Below are 15,952 nucleotides of genomic sequence, written 5' to 3'. Positions count from 1 at the left end.
AATTGTCCAGCGAAAGACCACACTTTCGGTAGGAGGGCAAACCTCAAACCCTTGATTTATAAATGATGGAAATTTATGGACACAACTGGACTCGAACCAGTGACCCCTACGATGTCAACGTAGTGCTCTAACCAACTGAGCTATGCGTCCTCACGAATTCCTAATGTAGCAGAACATTTGATCGCCTGTCAAGCAGAAATATGAGATTTTTTTAAGCGGGCACTCTTGACATCGCCTCTAATGCCCAATCCCCCGCCAAATCTTCACAGTTCGATCGCCCGCACCGCTAGCCAAACTCCGCCCATCAGCACTAAACGCCACCGACAAAACCTCCCCCCCGTGGCCCGTCAGAATTTCCAGCAAACCCCCCGTACCCGCATCCCACAAATAAATCGTGCCATCCCGACTCCCCGTCGCCAAAACCCGACCATCGGGACTCAACGCCAGACACAAAACATCCCCAGAATTGTCCCTCATACTCCGCAGCAGTGTCCCTCGCCCCTGTCCATCCACCCGCCACAGCTTCGCCGTACCATCCCGACTGCCGCTGGCCAAAATTAATCCTTCTCCTACTCCCCCCCTTACCACGGGGGGGCTGGGGGGGGTCTGACCGGCAGGGGAGTTGGGGGAGTTCGCAGCAAAAACGATCGCCCGCACCCAATCCCCGTGCTCTGCTAAAGTACAAATCGATCGACCCTTTTGCCAATCCCACAACTGCACAGTCATATCCCGACTGCCACTAGCCAAAAACTCCCCGCCAGGACTAAAAGCCACCGCCTCCACCCCGCCAGCGTGACCCGTCAAAGCCGACATCCGCCTTCCCTTATTCAAATTCCACAACTGCACAGTTTTGTCCCGACTGCCACTAGCCAAAACCTGACCATCCCGACTAAAAGCCACAGCATAAACCCTATCCTCGTGACCCCGCAAAGCGTACCACCACTTACCCTTATTCAAATCCCAAATTTGAATTGTTTTATCACGGCCGCCACTAGCCAAAGTAGCGCCATCAGGACTAAACGCCACACAAGTCACCCAGTCAGAATGACCCGTGAGAGTGTACCACCGCTTACCGGTCTCCAACTTCCACATCTCAATCGTCTTGTCCTCACTGCCGCTAGCTAAAGTCGCGCCATCTGGACTGAAAGCTACCGACGTGACAGCATTAGAATGCCCTACCAGAGTATGAACACATCTCCAAGTAGGCGCGCGTGCGGGTACAACCCGCTGCATCGGCGGCACAGGTATAATTGTGCCTGCAACCGTTGGCGGCACTGCATTCTGCACCGCAGGGGTTCTCTGTGGCACGGAAATTTTAGGCGGTGGTAGGGGCGGTGTCCCCATGCCCGCCCCCGCCGACTGCTGCTGCAAATCTTTAAATACCTCAGCTACTGATTTGTAGCGGCGACTGAGACTTGGTTCGATCATTTTGTCGAGGATGCGACTTAATTTCTGATCGATTTGAACTTTTAAAAAGTCTCGCCAAACCCAAGCATCTCGATTGATATCAAACATATCAAAAGGAGATATTTGAGTCAGCAAATAAATGCAAGTTACTCCTAAACTGTACAAATCGCTGGCATAAACCGCTTGACCTCTAATTTGTTCCGGCGCCACGAATTCGGGAGAACCGATGACTGTACCGGTTTGTCTCAAACCCTCCACAACTTTTGCAGCGCCAAAATCAACTAAAACTAATTCCCCGGTTAATGTTGGGTAAGTATAAATGGTGGGAGTTTGAGAAATGCGGCGGCGGATAATATTGGGCGGTTTAATATCTCGGTGAATTACACTGCGATCGTGCACGAACTGCAATACTGGCAATAAATCCTTCAGCAGACTGAGAATCTGACTTTCGCTAAAAGGCCCAGCCCGCGCCAACTCTTCCTGTAAATTCTGACCTTCTATAAATTCCTGTACCAAATACTGATAGCGTTCCTGCTGAAAGTGCGCCAGCAGTTCGGGAATTTGCGGGTGTTTCCCCAATTCGTCCAGCCGCACCGCTTCTCGGTTGAATAATTCTGCTGCTTTCTCGCTGCTGCTGGTACCTTGAGATAGCGGGAAAAACTGTTTAATTGCACAGCGGGGTTTTGAGGGTTTATCTTCGTCTATTGCTAAAAAAGTGCGACCAAAACCGCCGCGCCCCAGGGGTTTGATGGCGCGGTAACGCTCTCTCAGCAACAGTTTGGAGCCGCAATTCAGGCAGAATTGGGTACGATCGGCATTTTGCGGGTTTTGACAGGCGGGGTTTAGGCAGTAACTCATAACTGAACCGAGAAGGAATCAGCAGCACATCTCTATGATACTGAGGCCGGGGGGCGATCGACTCTCGCGTTACAATTAAAAACCAAACGACTTTAGTCCTCAGAATTTAAGATGTCGCTTTTACTTTCAGAGCATACTCTTTAAACCTTTCCAAGTCAGCCTGAATTGTCGATTCAACCACGCGGCCCAGAAATAGGTTATCCATCAATTTTCCCAGCCAGCCGGGAATTCCGTAAGCCACTGTCAGCTTGACGATACTGCTGTCTTTGCGATCGTAAAATCTTACCGCACCTCTATTTGGCAAACCGTCTACCGATTCCCACTGAATTATCTGATGCGGCACTAATTTGAGAATCCGAGAAAGCCAGCTAAATTCTAACCCGCCAGTTGCGAGTTTCCAGCGAGACAATTCTGGATCTTCTTCGAGAACATGAACAGATTCTATCCACTTCATCCAGCGCGGCATTTGCTCTAAATCTGACCAGAGTTGCCACGCTAATTCGATGGGAATTGCCACTTCTACTTGGACACTGTGTTCTAACCAATCAGTCATGGGATTTTAGATTTTAGATTTTAGATTTTAGATTGAAGAATTGTTTGTTTCTTGTTACCAGGCATAGCCTGGTAACGCAGAGTCAGAGGCTCCGCCTCGCTTTTCCTCTCGAATACTGGAGGCAGAGCCTCCCGATCGGCATTCCCAGGCCGAGCCTGGGAACGAGAGAAAACGAGAGAGGACTAATGACTAATGACTGTAAGCTTCGAGAATTGCCTTAGCCGCTTGATGGCCTGAAAGTGTCGCTCCTTCCATGCTATCAATGTAGTCTTGCTGAGTGTAACTTCCTGCTAGAAAGAAATTGGCGATCGGAGTTTTTTGAGCAGGGCGGAAAACATCCATTCCCGGTGCTTCGCGATACAAAGATTGAGCGAGCTTAACTACACTGTACCAAGTCATGTTTAATTCCCGCGCTGAGGGGAATAAATCCTGAACTTGTTTGAGTACGTGTTGGGCGATCGCCTCATTGCTTTGTTTAATAAACGGATCTCCCGGTGTCAGCACCAACTGCAGCAGCGAACCTTGTCCTTCTTGATAATAATCCTTGGGACTTGTCAGTGCCAAATCTGCAAAACAAGAAAAATCTGCATCTGCTGAATATAGCAAATTATCGATTCCTACAGCGTGACTCAACTGTTTGCGCTTGGCTTCGTCTTCCAGTTCCGTTACCCAACCGTCGAACCGCAATTGTACTGTAGCAACTGGCACCGCATCTAATTTATAAATGTTGTCAAATTCTGACCATTTGCGCCAAGCTGGGGGCAATATTTTCTGAATTCCTGGCACGTCGCAGGCGAAAACGTAAGCGTCTGCAGTAATATTTTCTTCTGTTTCGCCGTTAGCTACTAGCAAGCCTGTTACGCGGGTTTCTTCGCCTTCTTCAAACTGAATTTCTCTCACTCTGCGCCGCGTGTAAATTTTTGCTCCTTTCTTTTCCAAATATTCCACAATTGGTTTGTGCAAATATTCGTTGGGAGAACCAGCCAGCATCCGCATGACAGAGGCTTCTGTTTTTGATGCAAAGAATTGAAAGATTGTCAACATACACCGGGCAGAAATATTTTCAGTGTCGATAAAACCCAGTGCGTAGGCGATCGGATTCCACATTCTTTTGAGCGAGTTTTGGTTGCCACCTTGGCTGCGGAACCAGTCAGCAAAGCTAACTTTATCCAAATCGCGGATAGTTTTCATTGCCCCGTCAAAGTCTATCAAACCTCGGACGATGGGGCTAGTTCCCAGGGCGATCGCATTTTGAATTTTGTCTTGTACGGATAGCTGAGATGTCGTGAAAAATGCCTTCAATCCGTGCAAAGGAGCACCCACCGGAAAGCGAAAATCTAAAGAACCGGTTTCGCCGCCTCGATTGATAAAAGTGTGGACGTGTTCTTTGAGGAGCAAATCGTCAAATGCTCCCACTTTTTTCATCAGAGCAAATAAGTTATAATAGCAGCCGAAGAAGACGTGCAAACCCATTTCAACGTGATTGCCGTCGGGATCTACCCAACTGCCGACTTTGCCGCCGACAAAGGGGCGGGATTCAAAAATTTCTACTTCGTGACCGGCCTCCACTAAATCGACTGCTGTGGTCATTCCAGCCAGTCCCGCACCTGCGATCGCAACCCGCATTTTACCTATCCTTTCCTGTATTTTTACAGATTGTAACAAATTTTAGAATTTCCGAAACATTCAAAGTTCATAAATGCCGATCGACACTTGTACAGCCCTCTGAATTCTTGCTAGGACATCGCCACTAAGTTGACCGTAAGGGTCTTGTTCCAGATAAGTCTTTTGGACAGTTATAATTTGCTCGCAGACAGCCAGCGAGTCAGATTCTAAACCTCCTTCACCAGCAGGAATCAAAACCCGAGTCGGAGTTTCGCCCCCTCTCAAATCGCTAGTAAAAGGGACAATCAGTACAGTACGGCTCAATTCATTCCGGCTATCTATGGAAACGACAGCAACAGGACGCTTTTTGGTATCTCCGATCGTTCGCAAAGCTCTAACAAGATAAACTTCGCCTTGTCGCGGATAAGCTTCTGTCATTGTCTCAAAGACCTTCCTCTATTAAAATTTCTTCCATTTGTTCCTGAGCAAATGTTGCCCATTCTTCCTCAAACTCAATATCTTCTTGGCTGCGGTTTTGATAAAATTTCCGCAACTTGTCTTCTATTTGCTTAGCGTACCAGAGACGGAGAGCCTGCTCGATCGCCTCCGTCCAATTATCAGTAAATTGGTCTATTTTATCAGCTAATTCAGCATCAATGGCGACTAACACTTCTCGCTTTTGAGTAGAATTTGACATAATCATTCTCCTTAATAATTTAAAAACTATGGTGCGCCCCAGCGCACCTTACAAATTACTTTTACTTCTTCTTTCTCACAACAGTCAACAGTCAACAGTCAACAGTCAACTAACTTCAAAACATCGGCATCAACTGAAGTGGCCCAATTCCCAAGTCTTTAGCAGACACCCAGCGCACCTCAAGCAAAGCGATCATATCCTTAAACTGAGGCTGACCGCGAGAAGCACCCATCAACCCTTTAGCAATAATCAAACCGCACCAACCGTTGGTTAATTTACAGCGGCGATCCCACTTCTTGCGAGCTTCCTGATGCACCGGATCGTCTTCATTAAACTCCCCAAACAAATACAGCTCCCCATTTTTGGTTTGCAAAATACCCAAGTCATATTGCTCATCCTGAAAAGGATTTTCGCCCGGATTAAAACCAATCCCCTTGACGCCTCCAGCTTCTTTCAAATCCTGAATCATAGTTTTTGCCTTCGGATGAGAAGTTTGGATCATCACCACCGGCAAACCATCTCCCGCTGTATTAATATCAATTTCTGCACCTTGGTGAAACTGGACACTTTGGCGCAGGAACTCTACCGTTTCCCAAGGTACGGCGCCGAGACTCAAAAATGAATTTTGCGGCACCAAATCGTCCCGCAGCAGTGGCTTGTCAAATTCATCATCATCGTCATCATCGTCATCATCGTCATCACCGAGCATCTGTAATAATTCGTCTGACACTTCGGGCATCGTCGAAACTTTAACGGATACCTGTTGAATTTCTCCGTCAGCCTGCGGAACTGGGATGCGGTAGCGACTGCTAAGAGTGGGAAAAGTGTCTGATCCCAATTTCCGGCGACCGTTGCGGAAAAAGCGATGAAATGCTTCGAGAGCAACTAACATCGTGAGGGCTTCTTCTTCGTAAAGAATCGATCGCAATCCTTCTAAAGGATGCAGGTTGCCGAAATTTGGTTCAATTTCCGATGGAGGCAAATCAGCTAAATCAATTTCGTCGTCGTCCTCATCAATATCTGCTGCACTTTCAAAGGTGAGAAACAAACAGTCTTGCCCTAAAAAAGCCTGTTCTAAATCTTCAAAAGATTCATCATTATTGACGACTCGTTCTCGAAACCGTTTCAAGGATTCTAGAGAACGATACAGTAAAACTCCGTAATCCATTCTGCCTTGGCCTAATACGGACACGTAGAGGCTGGCGACATCCCATTGATTGATTTCAATAGATATAATTTGGTGTTCGCTCAAAGTCCGCCACGGAGCGTCCTGCCAAATTTGAGCCGCTTTTTCCATTAAAACTTCAGCATACTGAGGGGGCAACTCAGGAGGTCTGTTGATCGCGACCTCTTCCATGCCGCGAAAGATTTCGTCAATTAGGGGCAATTCCGGCACATAGTCAATGGAAATGCCTAAATCTTGAAGTACGCCCCGCAGATAAAATTGAATTTCTCGGTTTTTGACTACTATTTTTTGGGGGCGGACTGCGGGAGCCGGACTTTGGGGATGTTCCATTGCCCGTAGCAGGGCCCGGACGATCGCCTCTGGGCCGGCATCTGGGCCTACCATGTCCATAGCCCTCACGACTCCTTCGGAGCCATCGACCCAGAGAATGCACTCGCCACCAGCTTCTAGAACGTCATCGTCATCTAGCATCATGTGCGAGTCAGCATTAGATAAGGGTCGGCGATCGCCCTCCCACACGCTGGGAATTTGAGGTAAGTTTTGTAGCCGACGAAGAGTAGAGCGATTCAGCGCTGCCATAGAGTAAGCCCGTTGGGTGAAGCATTGTTGCGGTGCCGGTAGCCGGTCAACCGCTGCTTCTCAATCATAAACCCTATAGGGGGAGAGGGCATCAAGCTTGGGAACGAGGCCCCACGGGAATTAAAAGTTAGAAGCTAAAAATTCGGCCTTCAGCATCTAACCGAATGCCTTCTGGCGAATGCCTGTACAATGGAGAAATAAGATTAAACTCTTTGCATTAGACAGTCTCAGGAGTTCGGAAATTATGACTCAAGCCACTTCACAAAAGCGGGGAATTCAAATGACGGACTCTGCTATCCGTCAAGTTTTAGCCCTGAGAGAAAAACAAGGTAAAGACCTCTGCTTGCGTGTAGGGGTGCGCCAGGGCGGATGCTCTGGAATGTCCTACGTGATGGATTTCGCAGATCCAAGCACTGTGAAATCCGACGATGAAGTGTTCGACTACGACGGTTTTCAGGTAGTTTGCGATCGCAAAAGCATTCTTTATCTCTACGGTTTGGTTCTCGACTTCAGCGATGCTATGATTGGGGGCGGCTTTCAGTTTACTAACCCCAACGCAACTCAAACTTGCGGTTGTGGCAGTTCTTTTTCTACATAAATCGGAAAAGAGGGCATGGGGCAGAAAGTTGTTAACTGCCCCATGCCCTTTTCCGTGCAACATCCCAAATCTAAAATCTAAAATCGAATGACCCCTGAAGAATTGTTTAAAGACGGTTTCGATCGCTACCAAGCTGGCGAAGCCCCGGCTAATCTGATCCCCGTGTTTAAAGAAGTGTGCGAAAAAGCTCCCAAAAATGGCAATGCTTGGGCTAGCCTCGCGTGGCTCTACCTGTTGGAAAATAAACCTGCACCGGCTCAAAAGGCAGCGAAAACAGCCGTTAAATTGAACCCTCACGACCCCCAAGCTCGCATCAACCTAGCAGTAGCGATCCTGGATCTCAAAGATAAAGGAGTGCGCCCCCACGTCGAAGTGGCTCAGCAACTTCTCATGGCTTCCGAAGAGTTGCTCGACGAAGTTAAAAAAAATTTTGAAGAAGGATTAAAGAGAAAACCCGACTGGAAGAGTCTCGCCCGCGTTAAACAGTGGCTTCTGGAGCCGTAACCGCGCAAACAAGTCGATGTGTGGGCGGGGATCGACGAAAGTGGCTTTGCGGTTTATTACGACATCGTAATAAATCAATAAATAACTTTATGGAAAACTCAGAAAGTCAGTGCTAGTATTTGAAGACTTAGACGATTGACAAACCCGCTCAGCGGTTTTCAGATTTTACTACGATAATACTAGGAGTTGTAAAAACATGAGCAATGACAGCCACGTTAACATCAAACCAGCAACCCGCAACCACAAAGGTTTCTTTATTCAGCCCGCTTCTTACAAGTTGATGAGCATCGATAAATCCGGCTGGGCCTTGATTTGCATGGACAAAGCAGTTTGTCACTACGTAGACCCGGATGATTTGCAATTGCCGAATAAATCAGGAATGTCTGAAGGTTAATTCTGAAGTTTTGAGAGACTTTAAGATGCTTTATTTGAGTAGCTGCCCTCCATTGAGGGCAGCATCTTTTTTTGGTCAGAAAAAAGTCCGGCAACAAAGCCGTGTACGGGATTTAACGGATAGAAAGAATTAAGGAAGAATTACCGATTACAAATTAGCGATTACAAATTCCCTAATTGTTAGATTTGAAGGCAAAAAGCATCTCTAACTCAGCAGTTGTCGGTTGCGTAGAAGCTGTGGCTACGCTAACTCCTCGGAGAGAATTCAGCAATTCAGCGGCGGGGGGCGAAACTAAATTTGGCTGTACTGCGAGCAAATATTGGTTAGCCCAAGACATGGTTTTTTCCATATCTATGTAAAAGTAACCTTGGTTGGCCCGCGGTAAAGAAGTAGCGATCGCCTGAAAACTCGGACTGCTGCTTAGCGGTTGCGGTGGCGTCGAAGTAATCACATCGACTAAAGGCCCGCCGAAAGCTACAAACACAGAATTTTCATTCAGCCAACCGTGCCCGAATAAAGTGCCTTGCTGGGGTATTTGCCACTCCGTAACTTCTTTGCCTTGAACTTGTCTGGGGGCGACACTGACTGTAGGATTGCTTTTGGCGATCGCATCGAGTTTTTTCAGGGTTGCTTCTGCAGCAGGGCGATCGCTGGTTTCAAAAATCATCGCAGCCCCCATCCCCAACTGAGACAAAATCCCTTGATTGGAACCGATCGCCCCGATCGCAAATTCCCCATTCATCCAACCAAAAACCTCTCGATCCGCATCCAGATCCAACCGCTTAAAACTATCCCTCACCTGCTGAACTCCCCTATCAACTTCCGGGCTATCTTGTGCCTCAGCGGTTGCTTGCGACCAAATTTTATCGATTCCCTTGCCGCCGACTAAAGCAATAGTTTCATCCGGAAATCGGGGCAACAATTTAGATGCAAATTGGGGATTTGGCCGCACGAATTTAGGGTCTAACTGAGCAATAGTTTTTACCCTCAATCCCTCACTATCTGCTCCAATTCCCGCAACCAAAGACTTGACTTGTTTGAACTGCGAAAACAATGTCCAAGGCAACTGGATATCGACGGGCAAATTAGCTTTCAATTGGTCAATTGCCGCCGGGTAGTCAGAAATATAAACAGTTGCGATGGGGTTCTTGACACCAGCACTCTCTGCAAAAAACTTAGTTGTGCTCTGCTGCGTAGCGAGGGAGGGTTCTCCTTTAAAAGTATCGATAGCCAATTCCACAGGCTTTTTCAAAGGAGCCATCACTAATTGGTCGTTCAGCAAAGCCACACTGTAGCGCTTGCCAGTTGGCTCTGCAATCTCAGAAATTTTAACTCCTTTATACTCGGTTTCTTGAGTAGTTGCACCGGGCTGAGATTTTAATTTATTCGCAAAATTCCAAGCGCTAATTTTATTTTTCACGCTGACTACTACCAGCAGTTTTGGAGGCTCTGTATTCGTCACAGCATCAGGGGGCAGCAAAGCGACCATCACCCCCCCTAACCAAGGCTTTAAGTCCCTGTCAAAGTCGATTTGAGTGCCTGCCAAGCTTTGTTCTTGAAAGCCCTTCAAACCCTGGCCGATCAACTTTTGAGCCCCTGGCGTGCCAAATCGCTGCAACTGGGCCAACGCTTGGGGATTGGGGGAGATAAACGCGGCCATCATTGCTTCGTCGGGCACAACTTTGGCGCTGTCTTGAGGGTTGGATACTTGTTGGCTCAAACCCTGGAAGTAAAAGTAGACCGCAGCGCTACCTGCTGCGGCGATGGAGGCAGCAATTAGAAGCTTTGATTTTTTTGCAGGCATGGTTTGTTTTCCTCGCGTCCCATATCAGTTTAATCAAAATACAGAAAGCTTGTGGGGAGGCGATCGAGGCTGCTGTTTATTTTTGTATAATTCAAAACAAGTTTGGACGATCGTCTAAACTGCTAGAACTGTGCATTATTGGTAAAAGATGAAAGTAGCGATCGCGGGAGCAACGGGATTTGTAGGTAGCCGGCTGGTGGAGAAGCTGCAAGCTGCGGGACATCAAGTGGTGGTTTTGAGCAGGGATGCGACGAAGGCTGGCCGAGTTTTTCCCGCTTCAGCTTATCCGAATTGGGAAGTTGTCGCCTACACTCCGGCGGAGTCTGGTGATTGGCAAAAGTCGATCGCGGGCTGCGACGCTGTTGTCAATTTAGCAGGGGTTCCGATTGCAGAGGAAAGGTGGACGGAGGCGCGCCAGCAAGCAATTCTGGACAGTCGCAGACTGACGACGGCAAAATTGGTCGAGGGGATCGTCAATGCTAATCCTAGACCATCGGTGTTTGTTAGCGCATCGGCGATCGGCTATTACGGAACCAGCGAAACCGCTGAGTTTGACGAAACTAGCCCTGCGGGAAACGATTTTTTAGCAGCGGTTTGCAAAGACTGGGAAGCAGCAGCCCAACCTGCAAAAAATGCAGGAACGCGGCTAGCAATTTTGCGGCTGGGGATAGTTTTGGGAATGGGAGGCGCGCTGGCAAAAATGCTGCCACCTTTTAAACTATTTGCAGGCGGGCCGCTGGGGACTGGGAAACAGTGGTTTTCTTGGGTTCACCGCGAGGATGTGGTTGATTTAATTTTGTACGCTTTGCAAAATTCGCAAGTTGAAGGCGTTTTGAATGCGACAGCACCGAATCCGGTGCGGATGAATGAATTGTGTCAAACTTTAGGGGAAGTTTTAAAGCGACCTTCTTGGTTGCCGGTGCCAAGTTTTGCTTTAGAAATGCTGTTGGGAGACGGGGCAAAAGTTGTTTTGGAAGGGCAGAAAGTGTTGCCGAAACAAACTTTAGCTAGTGGTTTTCAATATCAATATTCGACGCTAAAATTAGCACTCGAAGAGATTTTATCGGGAAGTTAGGAACCTACGGAATAGAACCCGCCGAATAGAATTCGGATGCTCCACAAACAAAGAAAATTCGTCGTTACCAGGCAGAGCCTGGTAACGCATTTCCAGAGGCTCAGCCTCGCTTTTGCCGAAAGCAGATGAACAATCAAGAAATAGCAACCGGGTTGACAATTCCCGCCGAACTCCCCTTCCTTCAAGCTATCTGCTGGCAAATTGCGGATGTCAAAAAATTGAGTTTCAAGGAAATGCTATGTCGCTACGAATCCGGCTGGCATTATTGGGGAGTTTTGGGAAAACCTAGCTCCGAGGAACTGGCTTTTATTCAAGCAATTAGCCAACAGCATCAATCTTGGTTGATAGCGGAACTGGGAAGCAGTCGCCCGCCAAACACTCCCGAAAATGGGGTAAGTTCTCAAGCAATGTTTAAACGCGAAATTCATCAAAAGATATTAACTGTACTCAGCCACTTGAATGTCGAATTTCTACAGGAATATCGGGCGTATTTTGGCGGCGGAACCCTGGTAAGTATGGAACACGGAGAATATCGGTTGAGCCAGGATATTAACTTTATGTGTCCGATGGATTATGGCTACCGTCTTCTGCGCCGAAAAGTTGCCGAAGGAGGCTATGATGTGATTTTTGCTAGTCGCGATTCCCTTGGGGATAGCTTCGCTTCACGCATTGTTCTCCCGAACGATATTCAAGCCAACCAGTATGGGATAAGATTTCCTGTTATTGTTGACGGCACTACTATTAAATTCGAGATGGTTTGTGAAGGGCGAATTCAGTTTGGCGAACCGAGTTATCCAAATTGGTCGCCTGTTCCTTGCTTGAATCAAATCGATAGTATAGCAGAAAAGCTTTTGGCAAATGCCGATCGCCCGGCTGTCGATCGGGTAAATTCTAGAGATTTAATCGACTTGGCTGTGCAAAGGTTAGCGACTCCGATTCCCCAAGAGGCGATCGACAAAGCGGAAGCAGCTTATCAAGTTATGGAACCGCTCGATCGAGCGATTCAGTATTTCCAAGATCGTCCGGATTATCGGGAAAAATGCTATGAGGTTTTGAGTATCGCACAGCCAAATCAAGTTATTGACGGTATCGATTTACTAGCTCAGGATTTAGGCAGGGAAATCACTGTCAGGACATTTAGCGAGACTATAAATGATGTTGATTAATAAGCTGTCAATTTCCAGACGAAACTGACGGGTGCATCATGCTAAGGCGCCTGCTTGCGGGTAAGGTATAGCTATCCCGCAGGGAATCGTTGAATCAGCTTCAAAGAAAACCCTTTTGATGTACTCTCCCTGCACTAGATCGCACTGCTACGAGTCAGGCGACGGATTTGGGCCTTAAATACGGCAAATCCGATCGCCACGATGGCCAAAAACCCTCCGGTGATGGCATAGACTGCACCCAAACCTACTGCCTTTGTCAACGGCCCAGTCACGATCGGAGATAAAAATTGTCCCAGAAACATCGCTGTAGACAAACCTCCCAGGGCACGTCCTCTCACCGCTTCGGGCACAGCGGCACTCAGCCAAACCGTCATGTTAGGCATCAAAATTCCCAGTCCCATCCCGGAAATAGCCAACCCTGTCAATACCTGCGCCCAGTTGGCGGATTGACCGATTAACAGATAGCCGATGCCCATCAACCCAAAAATTAAGGGCAGAAACGTGACAAACTCCATGCGCTGTTTGAATTTGCCATAGGTGAGGGATGCGATCGCACTCAATAGCGTACAAAGTGCGATCGCCATCCCACTTTGTGAGGGGGAAGCCTGCACCAAAGTTTCCAAGAAAAAGGGCAATTGAACGGGAATCAGATAAAAGGCAACTTGACTCAGCGTCGTCAACCCGTAAACAATCGCCAGAACCCCTACAGGCATCGACTTCGGCGGTGCCTCTGCAGTAGGCGCTTCTACTCCAGGGATACTAGCATCAGTCCGATTTGGTTCTAAAATAAACACCAGGATAAGGGGCACGATCAACCAGGCAAACAGGTAAATCACAAAAGGATAGCGCCAGTTTTGCTGTGCCAGTATTCCCCCCAATGTCAGAAACAGCACGCCGCCCAAGCCCATAAATCCCGCTTGCAATCCCATAAATGCCGCACGGGCGGGGCCACTATAGTAGTCAGCAATTAGGGTGGTGGCTGTCACCATAACGCCTGCTACGGCCAAACCCAGAATGGCACGCCCCGCCAGAATAGCAGTCAAGCTATCAAAAAAGAGTCCCGAACTGCCTGCTAACCCATATAACAGGGTGGCGATCAGTAACAAGGCTTTGCGGCCAAAGCGATCGACAATTAACCCGACAATGGGCGAACCAATCACAATAAATAGGGCGGGGAGGGTGATGATTAGTTTAACTAAAGTGGTGCGAGTATCGACATCGGCGATCGCGCTTTCAAAATGTTGTTTCATTGCCGGCAGTGCGGGAGAAACCGTGGCACCGGCCATCACTGTGAGACTGCTGGCTAACAACAGCGTCATTTTGGTTACCCAAGATTGTGGATTTTGCTGTGGATGCGATCGGGGATTTGGCGGTGAATGTGACATCAGCTTTACTCGCTATTTCTCATTTCAATCAATCTATCTCAAAATTTCAGTGCAGTTAACTTCATCCCCCATCTGTACTGTCTCCAGCCGAATTTAGGCTAAATTTGCATAAAAATCAAAATTTTTCATGATACCTTGTATTAAAACTTATAAACGTCAGTATCAATAGACTTCTGTTGTAATTCCTACGCCTTGCGTGCTAAGTCAGGAATTACGAGCGTCTTCCGGCTTTCTATGAACAATCTTTGACGATCGCAATGAGTCAGTTTTGACATATTTTAACAGGCTGATGCCACTACATCACTCAATATATTTGTAACTTTCGAGACATTAATGATAGAACCACGAAACAACCTACAAAACAACAGATGGTTCAGAAGAATCCAAAATAAAATTCAAAATTTTCAAATCCTTCCATCTGTCGCACCATTTCTGGTTATACTCTCATCATTTATCTATCTATTTGAGAAATTAAACAATATATTTCAGTTCCCTGAATCTGTATTTCCTACTAATCCTTATTGGTGTCCTTCACCGCCCCCAAGCCGGAATGGATAGGAATAAAAATAGAGGATGGGTCCATAAAAAATTGCATAGTTATGAACTTAAAAAAACTTTACCTTTGACTGATAAGTCTCCGTGTGAAAGTGAATAAAAAGATATGTCTGTTCTGAGAAATGTCGATCAAAAACTCTCAAAAATATGCAAATGTAAAAAAAATACACTGTGGGCAATATGAATCTATTCTCAGAACAACAAAGAACAATCGGAAACCTGTTTGTTGAAAAAATTATCGCAAGCGAAATTTGGGAACCAGTGAGTTCAAGAATATCATTAATATAAAGGATTTTCCTAACAACAAAACTTACGATCCCCTGACATCAGAAGAACGCGCTCTAAAATGTCACAAAGCCAATCCAGAATTTTAATTGAGCGACCTAAAATTTAAATTGAATGAAAAAGCTAGTCTGTAAAGGCCAATCGAAAAAACCCGGTTTCTGATTCCCTGCGCGATCGCCCAAGCATCCAAGAAACCGGGTTTTTTCGATTATTCTGGCATCTTCACGCCCGATTTTGTTAAGAAACCCGGTTTGTGAGTCGTGCGCGATCGTGAGCTTTGAGCAAACTCGCCGGATCGGGTCCAGCGGGGATAATGCAGCCGGGATTCAGCGGGAACAAATTGCCGTAATAATCGCGCTTCACAGCCTCCAAATCGCAAGTGCCAGCAACTCCCGGTAACTGGTACAAGTCGCGCAGATAAGCTCCCAAATGCTCGTAATCTTGAATGCGGCGCACATTGCATTTGAACAAGCTGTAGTAAACTGCATCAAAACGGAATAGAGTAGTAAAAAGCCGCACGTCTGCTAAAGTCACCCGATCGCCACAAAGGTAACGACTCCTCAAGAGCGATCGATCGATCTCGTCTAAAACAGCAAACAATTCACTGCAAGCCGAGTCATAAGCAGCTTGAGATTGCGCGAAACCGCAGCGATAAACGCCGTTATTCACCGATTGGTAAATCTTCTCATTCCACTCGTCAATTTGCGATCGCAAATCCAGAGGATAAAGATCCATTTGAGGATTGCCAGCAAACTCGTTAAACTCCGAGTTTAGCATCACAATAATTTCCGAACTCTCGTTATTGACGATCGTCTTTTTCGACTCATCCCACAGCACCGGCACCGTACACCGCCCTTGATAGCCCGGTAAAGCCAACTGGTAAAGTTCCGGCATCGTATTGCAGCCAAATGTCTCCGACTCCATCACCCACATTCCCCCTTCCGAGGGATAGACAATCGACACCGATATCGCATCTTCAAGCCCTTTGAGCGCCCTCGTCACCAGAGTGCGGTGCGCCCAAGGGCATCCCGTACCCACGAAGAGGCGATACCGTCCTGCAGCGGGCCCGTGAGGGTTGTCTGGTGCAGTGCTGACAAAGTTGCGGAAACTGCTGGTGGGGCGAATGTATGCTCCGGTGCGATCGGGTGGCGCTAGTTTTGACATCATTAATTGCCACATTGATGTCCAGACAAATTTGCCTAGCTTGACTGTTACGGATGAAGGAAGCGATTTGTTTTTCACAATGCGATTAAAAGAGGTTTGCTAAACATAATCTGCTTATTTTAACTCACATTGCGATC

The 15,952-nt window shown here is 47.3% G+C and carries 14 protein-coding genes and 1 tRNA gene; 5 read left to right on the top strand and 10 right to left on the bottom strand.

The genetic code is table 11. The annotated features are described in order from the left end of the window. Window positions 1-76: 76 nt before the first annotated feature. From QUA23_RS06980 to QUA23_RS06950, 7 genes are all read right to left on the bottom strand, one after another. Window positions 77-150 (bottom strand) — tRNA-Val (locus tag QUA23_RS06980). A gap of 87 nt (window positions 151-237) precedes the next feature. Next, window positions 238-2,265: a serine/threonine-protein kinase gene (locus tag QUA23_RS06975; RefSeq protein ID WP_333075301.1), complete on the bottom strand. Its 2,028-nt coding sequence runs from the start codon at window positions 2,263-2,265 to the stop codon at window positions 238-240. A 106-nt stretch (window positions 2,266-2,371) separates the two neighbouring features. Continuing rightward, complete coding sequence (locus tag QUA23_RS06970) at window positions 2,372-2,818, bottom strand: SRPBCC family protein (protein ID WP_333041342.1); 447 nt, start codon at window positions 2,816-2,818, stop codon at window positions 2,372-2,374. Between the two features lie 189 nt (window positions 2,819-3,007). Then, on the bottom strand, window positions 3,008-4,444 hold the full coding sequence (gene zds, locus QUA23_RS06965; protein WP_333075322.1) for a 9,9'-di-cis-zeta-carotene desaturase: 1,437 nt from the start codon (window positions 4,442-4,444) through the stop codon (window positions 3,008-3,010). A gap of 60 nt (window positions 4,445-4,504) precedes the next feature. After that, the gene (locus QUA23_RS06960) at window positions 4,505-4,861 is read right to left on the bottom strand and encodes a type II toxin-antitoxin system PemK/MazF family toxin (RefSeq protein WP_333075299.1); all 357 of its coding nucleotides are present in this window, start codon (window positions 4,859-4,861) and stop codon (window positions 4,505-4,507) included. Between the two features lie 4 nt (window positions 4,862-4,865). Then, the gene (locus QUA23_RS06955; RefSeq protein WP_333075298.1) at window positions 4,866-5,120 is read right to left on the bottom strand and encodes a hypothetical protein; all 255 of its coding nucleotides are present in this window, start codon (window positions 5,118-5,120) and stop codon (window positions 4,866-4,868) included. Between the two features lie 115 nt (window positions 5,121-5,235). Beyond that, the gene (locus QUA23_RS06950) at window positions 5,236-6,885 is read right to left on the bottom strand and encodes a DUF6930 domain-containing protein (RefSeq protein ID WP_333075297.1); all 1,650 of its coding nucleotides are present in this window, start codon (window positions 6,883-6,885) and stop codon (window positions 5,236-5,238) included. Between the two features lie 244 nt (window positions 6,886-7,129). Between QUA23_RS06950 and QUA23_RS06945 the strand changes: the two genes are divergently transcribed. From QUA23_RS06945 to QUA23_RS06935, 3 genes are all read left to right on the top strand, one after another. Next, on the top strand, window positions 7,130-7,483 hold the full coding sequence (locus QUA23_RS06945) for an iron-sulfur cluster assembly accessory protein (protein ID WP_333075296.1): 354 nt from the start codon (window positions 7,130-7,132) through the stop codon (window positions 7,481-7,483). 87 nt (window positions 7,484-7,570) lie between these two features. Then, window positions 7,571-7,987, top strand: a complete 417-nt coding sequence (locus QUA23_RS06940) for a tetratricopeptide repeat protein (RefSeq protein WP_333041347.1) — start codon at window positions 7,571-7,573, stop codon at window positions 7,985-7,987. A 196-nt stretch (window positions 7,988-8,183) separates the two neighbouring features. After that, window positions 8,184-8,381, top strand: a complete 198-nt coding sequence (locus tag QUA23_RS06935; RefSeq protein ID WP_172187588.1) for a hypothetical protein — start codon at window positions 8,184-8,186, stop codon at window positions 8,379-8,381. A gap of 172 nt (window positions 8,382-8,553) precedes the next feature. Here the strand turns inward: QUA23_RS06935 and QUA23_RS06930 are convergent, their stop codons facing one another. After that, complete coding sequence (locus QUA23_RS06930; RefSeq protein ID WP_333075295.1) at window positions 8,554-10,185, bottom strand: DUF3352 domain-containing protein; 1,632 nt, start codon at window positions 10,183-10,185, stop codon at window positions 8,554-8,556. Window positions 10,186-10,333: 148 nt separating this feature from the next. Between QUA23_RS06930 and thyD the strand changes: the two genes are divergently transcribed. Together thyD and QUA23_RS06920 are read left to right on the top strand one after the other, a co-directional pair. Continuing rightward, window positions 10,334-11,260, top strand: coding sequence for a thylakoid membrane protein ThyD (gene thyD / locus QUA23_RS06925; RefSeq protein ID WP_333075294.1), 927 nt, complete (start codon window positions 10,334-10,336; stop codon window positions 11,258-11,260). 125 nt (window positions 11,261-11,385) lie between these two features. Next, window positions 11,386-12,426: a nucleotidyl transferase AbiEii/AbiGii toxin family protein gene (locus tag QUA23_RS06920; protein WP_333075292.1), complete on the top strand. Its 1,041-nt coding sequence runs from the start codon at window positions 11,386-11,388 to the stop codon at window positions 12,424-12,426. A 134-nt stretch (window positions 12,427-12,560) separates the two neighbouring features. On the opposite strand, the gene QUA23_RS06915 is transcribed toward QUA23_RS06920, so the two are convergent. Together QUA23_RS06915 and QUA23_RS06910 are read right to left on the bottom strand one after the other, a co-directional pair. Further along, a complete protein-coding gene (locus QUA23_RS06915) occupies window positions 12,561-13,811 on the bottom strand; it encodes an MFS transporter (RefSeq protein ID WP_333075290.1) in 1,251 nt (416 codons plus the stop codon). A 1,077-nt stretch (window positions 13,812-14,888) separates the two neighbouring features. Next, the gene (locus tag QUA23_RS06910; RefSeq protein WP_333075321.1) at window positions 14,889-15,830 is read right to left on the bottom strand and encodes a glutathione S-transferase family protein; all 942 of its coding nucleotides are present in this window, start codon (window positions 15,828-15,830) and stop codon (window positions 14,889-14,891) included. Between the last annotated feature and the right edge of the window lie 122 nt (window positions 15,831-15,952).

The organism is Microcoleus sp. Pol1C5 (genome assembly GCF_036701115.1).
Lineage (GTDB): Bacteria > Cyanobacteriota > Cyanobacteriia > Cyanobacteriales > Microcoleaceae > Microcoleus.
Note: the sequence above shows the minus strand (reverse complement) of the source record. Positions and strands in the feature narration are given on the sequence as shown.

Bases quoted from the DNA above. Each gene is read 5' to 3' on its own strand.
- QUA23_RS06910 (WP_333075321.1), bottom strand. From the start codon at position 15,830: ATGTGGCAATTAATGATGTCAAAACTAGCGCCACCCGATCGCACCGGA.
- QUA23_RS06915 (WP_333075290.1), bottom strand. From the start codon at position 13,811: ATGTCACATTCACCGCCAAATCCCCGATCGCATCCACAGCAAAATCCA.
- QUA23_RS06950 (WP_333075297.1), bottom strand. From the start codon at position 6,885: ATGGCAGCGCTGAATCGCTCTACTCTTCGTCGGCTACAAAACTTACCT.
- QUA23_RS06945 (WP_333075296.1), top strand. From the start codon at position 7,130: ATGACTCAAGCCACTTCACAAAAGCGGGGAATTCAAATGACGGACTCT.
- QUA23_RS06960 (WP_333075299.1), bottom strand. From the start codon at position 4,861: ATGACAGAAGCTTATCCGCGACAAGGCGAAGTTTATCTTGTTAGAGCT.
- QUA23_RS06975 (WP_333075301.1), bottom strand. From the start codon at position 2,265: ATGAGTTACTGCCTAAACCCCGCCTGTCAAAACCCGCAAAATGCCGAT.
- QUA23_RS06930 (WP_333075295.1), bottom strand. From the start codon at position 10,185: ATGCCTGCAAAAAAATCAAAGCTTCTAATTGCTGCCTCCATCGCCGCA.
- zds (WP_333075322.1), bottom strand. From the start codon at position 4,444: ATGCGGGTTGCGATCGCAGGTGCGGGACTGGCTGGAATGACCACAGCA.
- QUA23_RS06940 (WP_333041347.1), top strand. From the start codon at position 7,571: ATGACCCCTGAAGAATTGTTTAAAGACGGTTTCGATCGCTACCAAGCT.
- QUA23_RS06920 (WP_333075292.1), top strand. From the start codon at position 11,386: ATGAACAATCAAGAAATAGCAACCGGGTTGACAATTCCCGCCGAACTC.
- thyD (WP_333075294.1), top strand. From the start codon at position 10,334: ATGAAAGTAGCGATCGCGGGAGCAACGGGATTTGTAGGTAGCCGGCTG.
- QUA23_RS06955 (WP_333075298.1), bottom strand. From the start codon at position 5,120: ATGTCAAATTCTACTCAAAAGCGAGAAGTGTTAGTCGCCATTGATGCT.
- QUA23_RS06935 (WP_172187588.1), top strand. From the start codon at position 8,184: ATGAGCAATGACAGCCACGTTAACATCAAACCAGCAACCCGCAACCAC.
- QUA23_RS06970 (WP_333041342.1), bottom strand. From the start codon at position 2,818: ATGACTGATTGGTTAGAACACAGTGTCCAAGTAGAAGTGGCAATTCCC.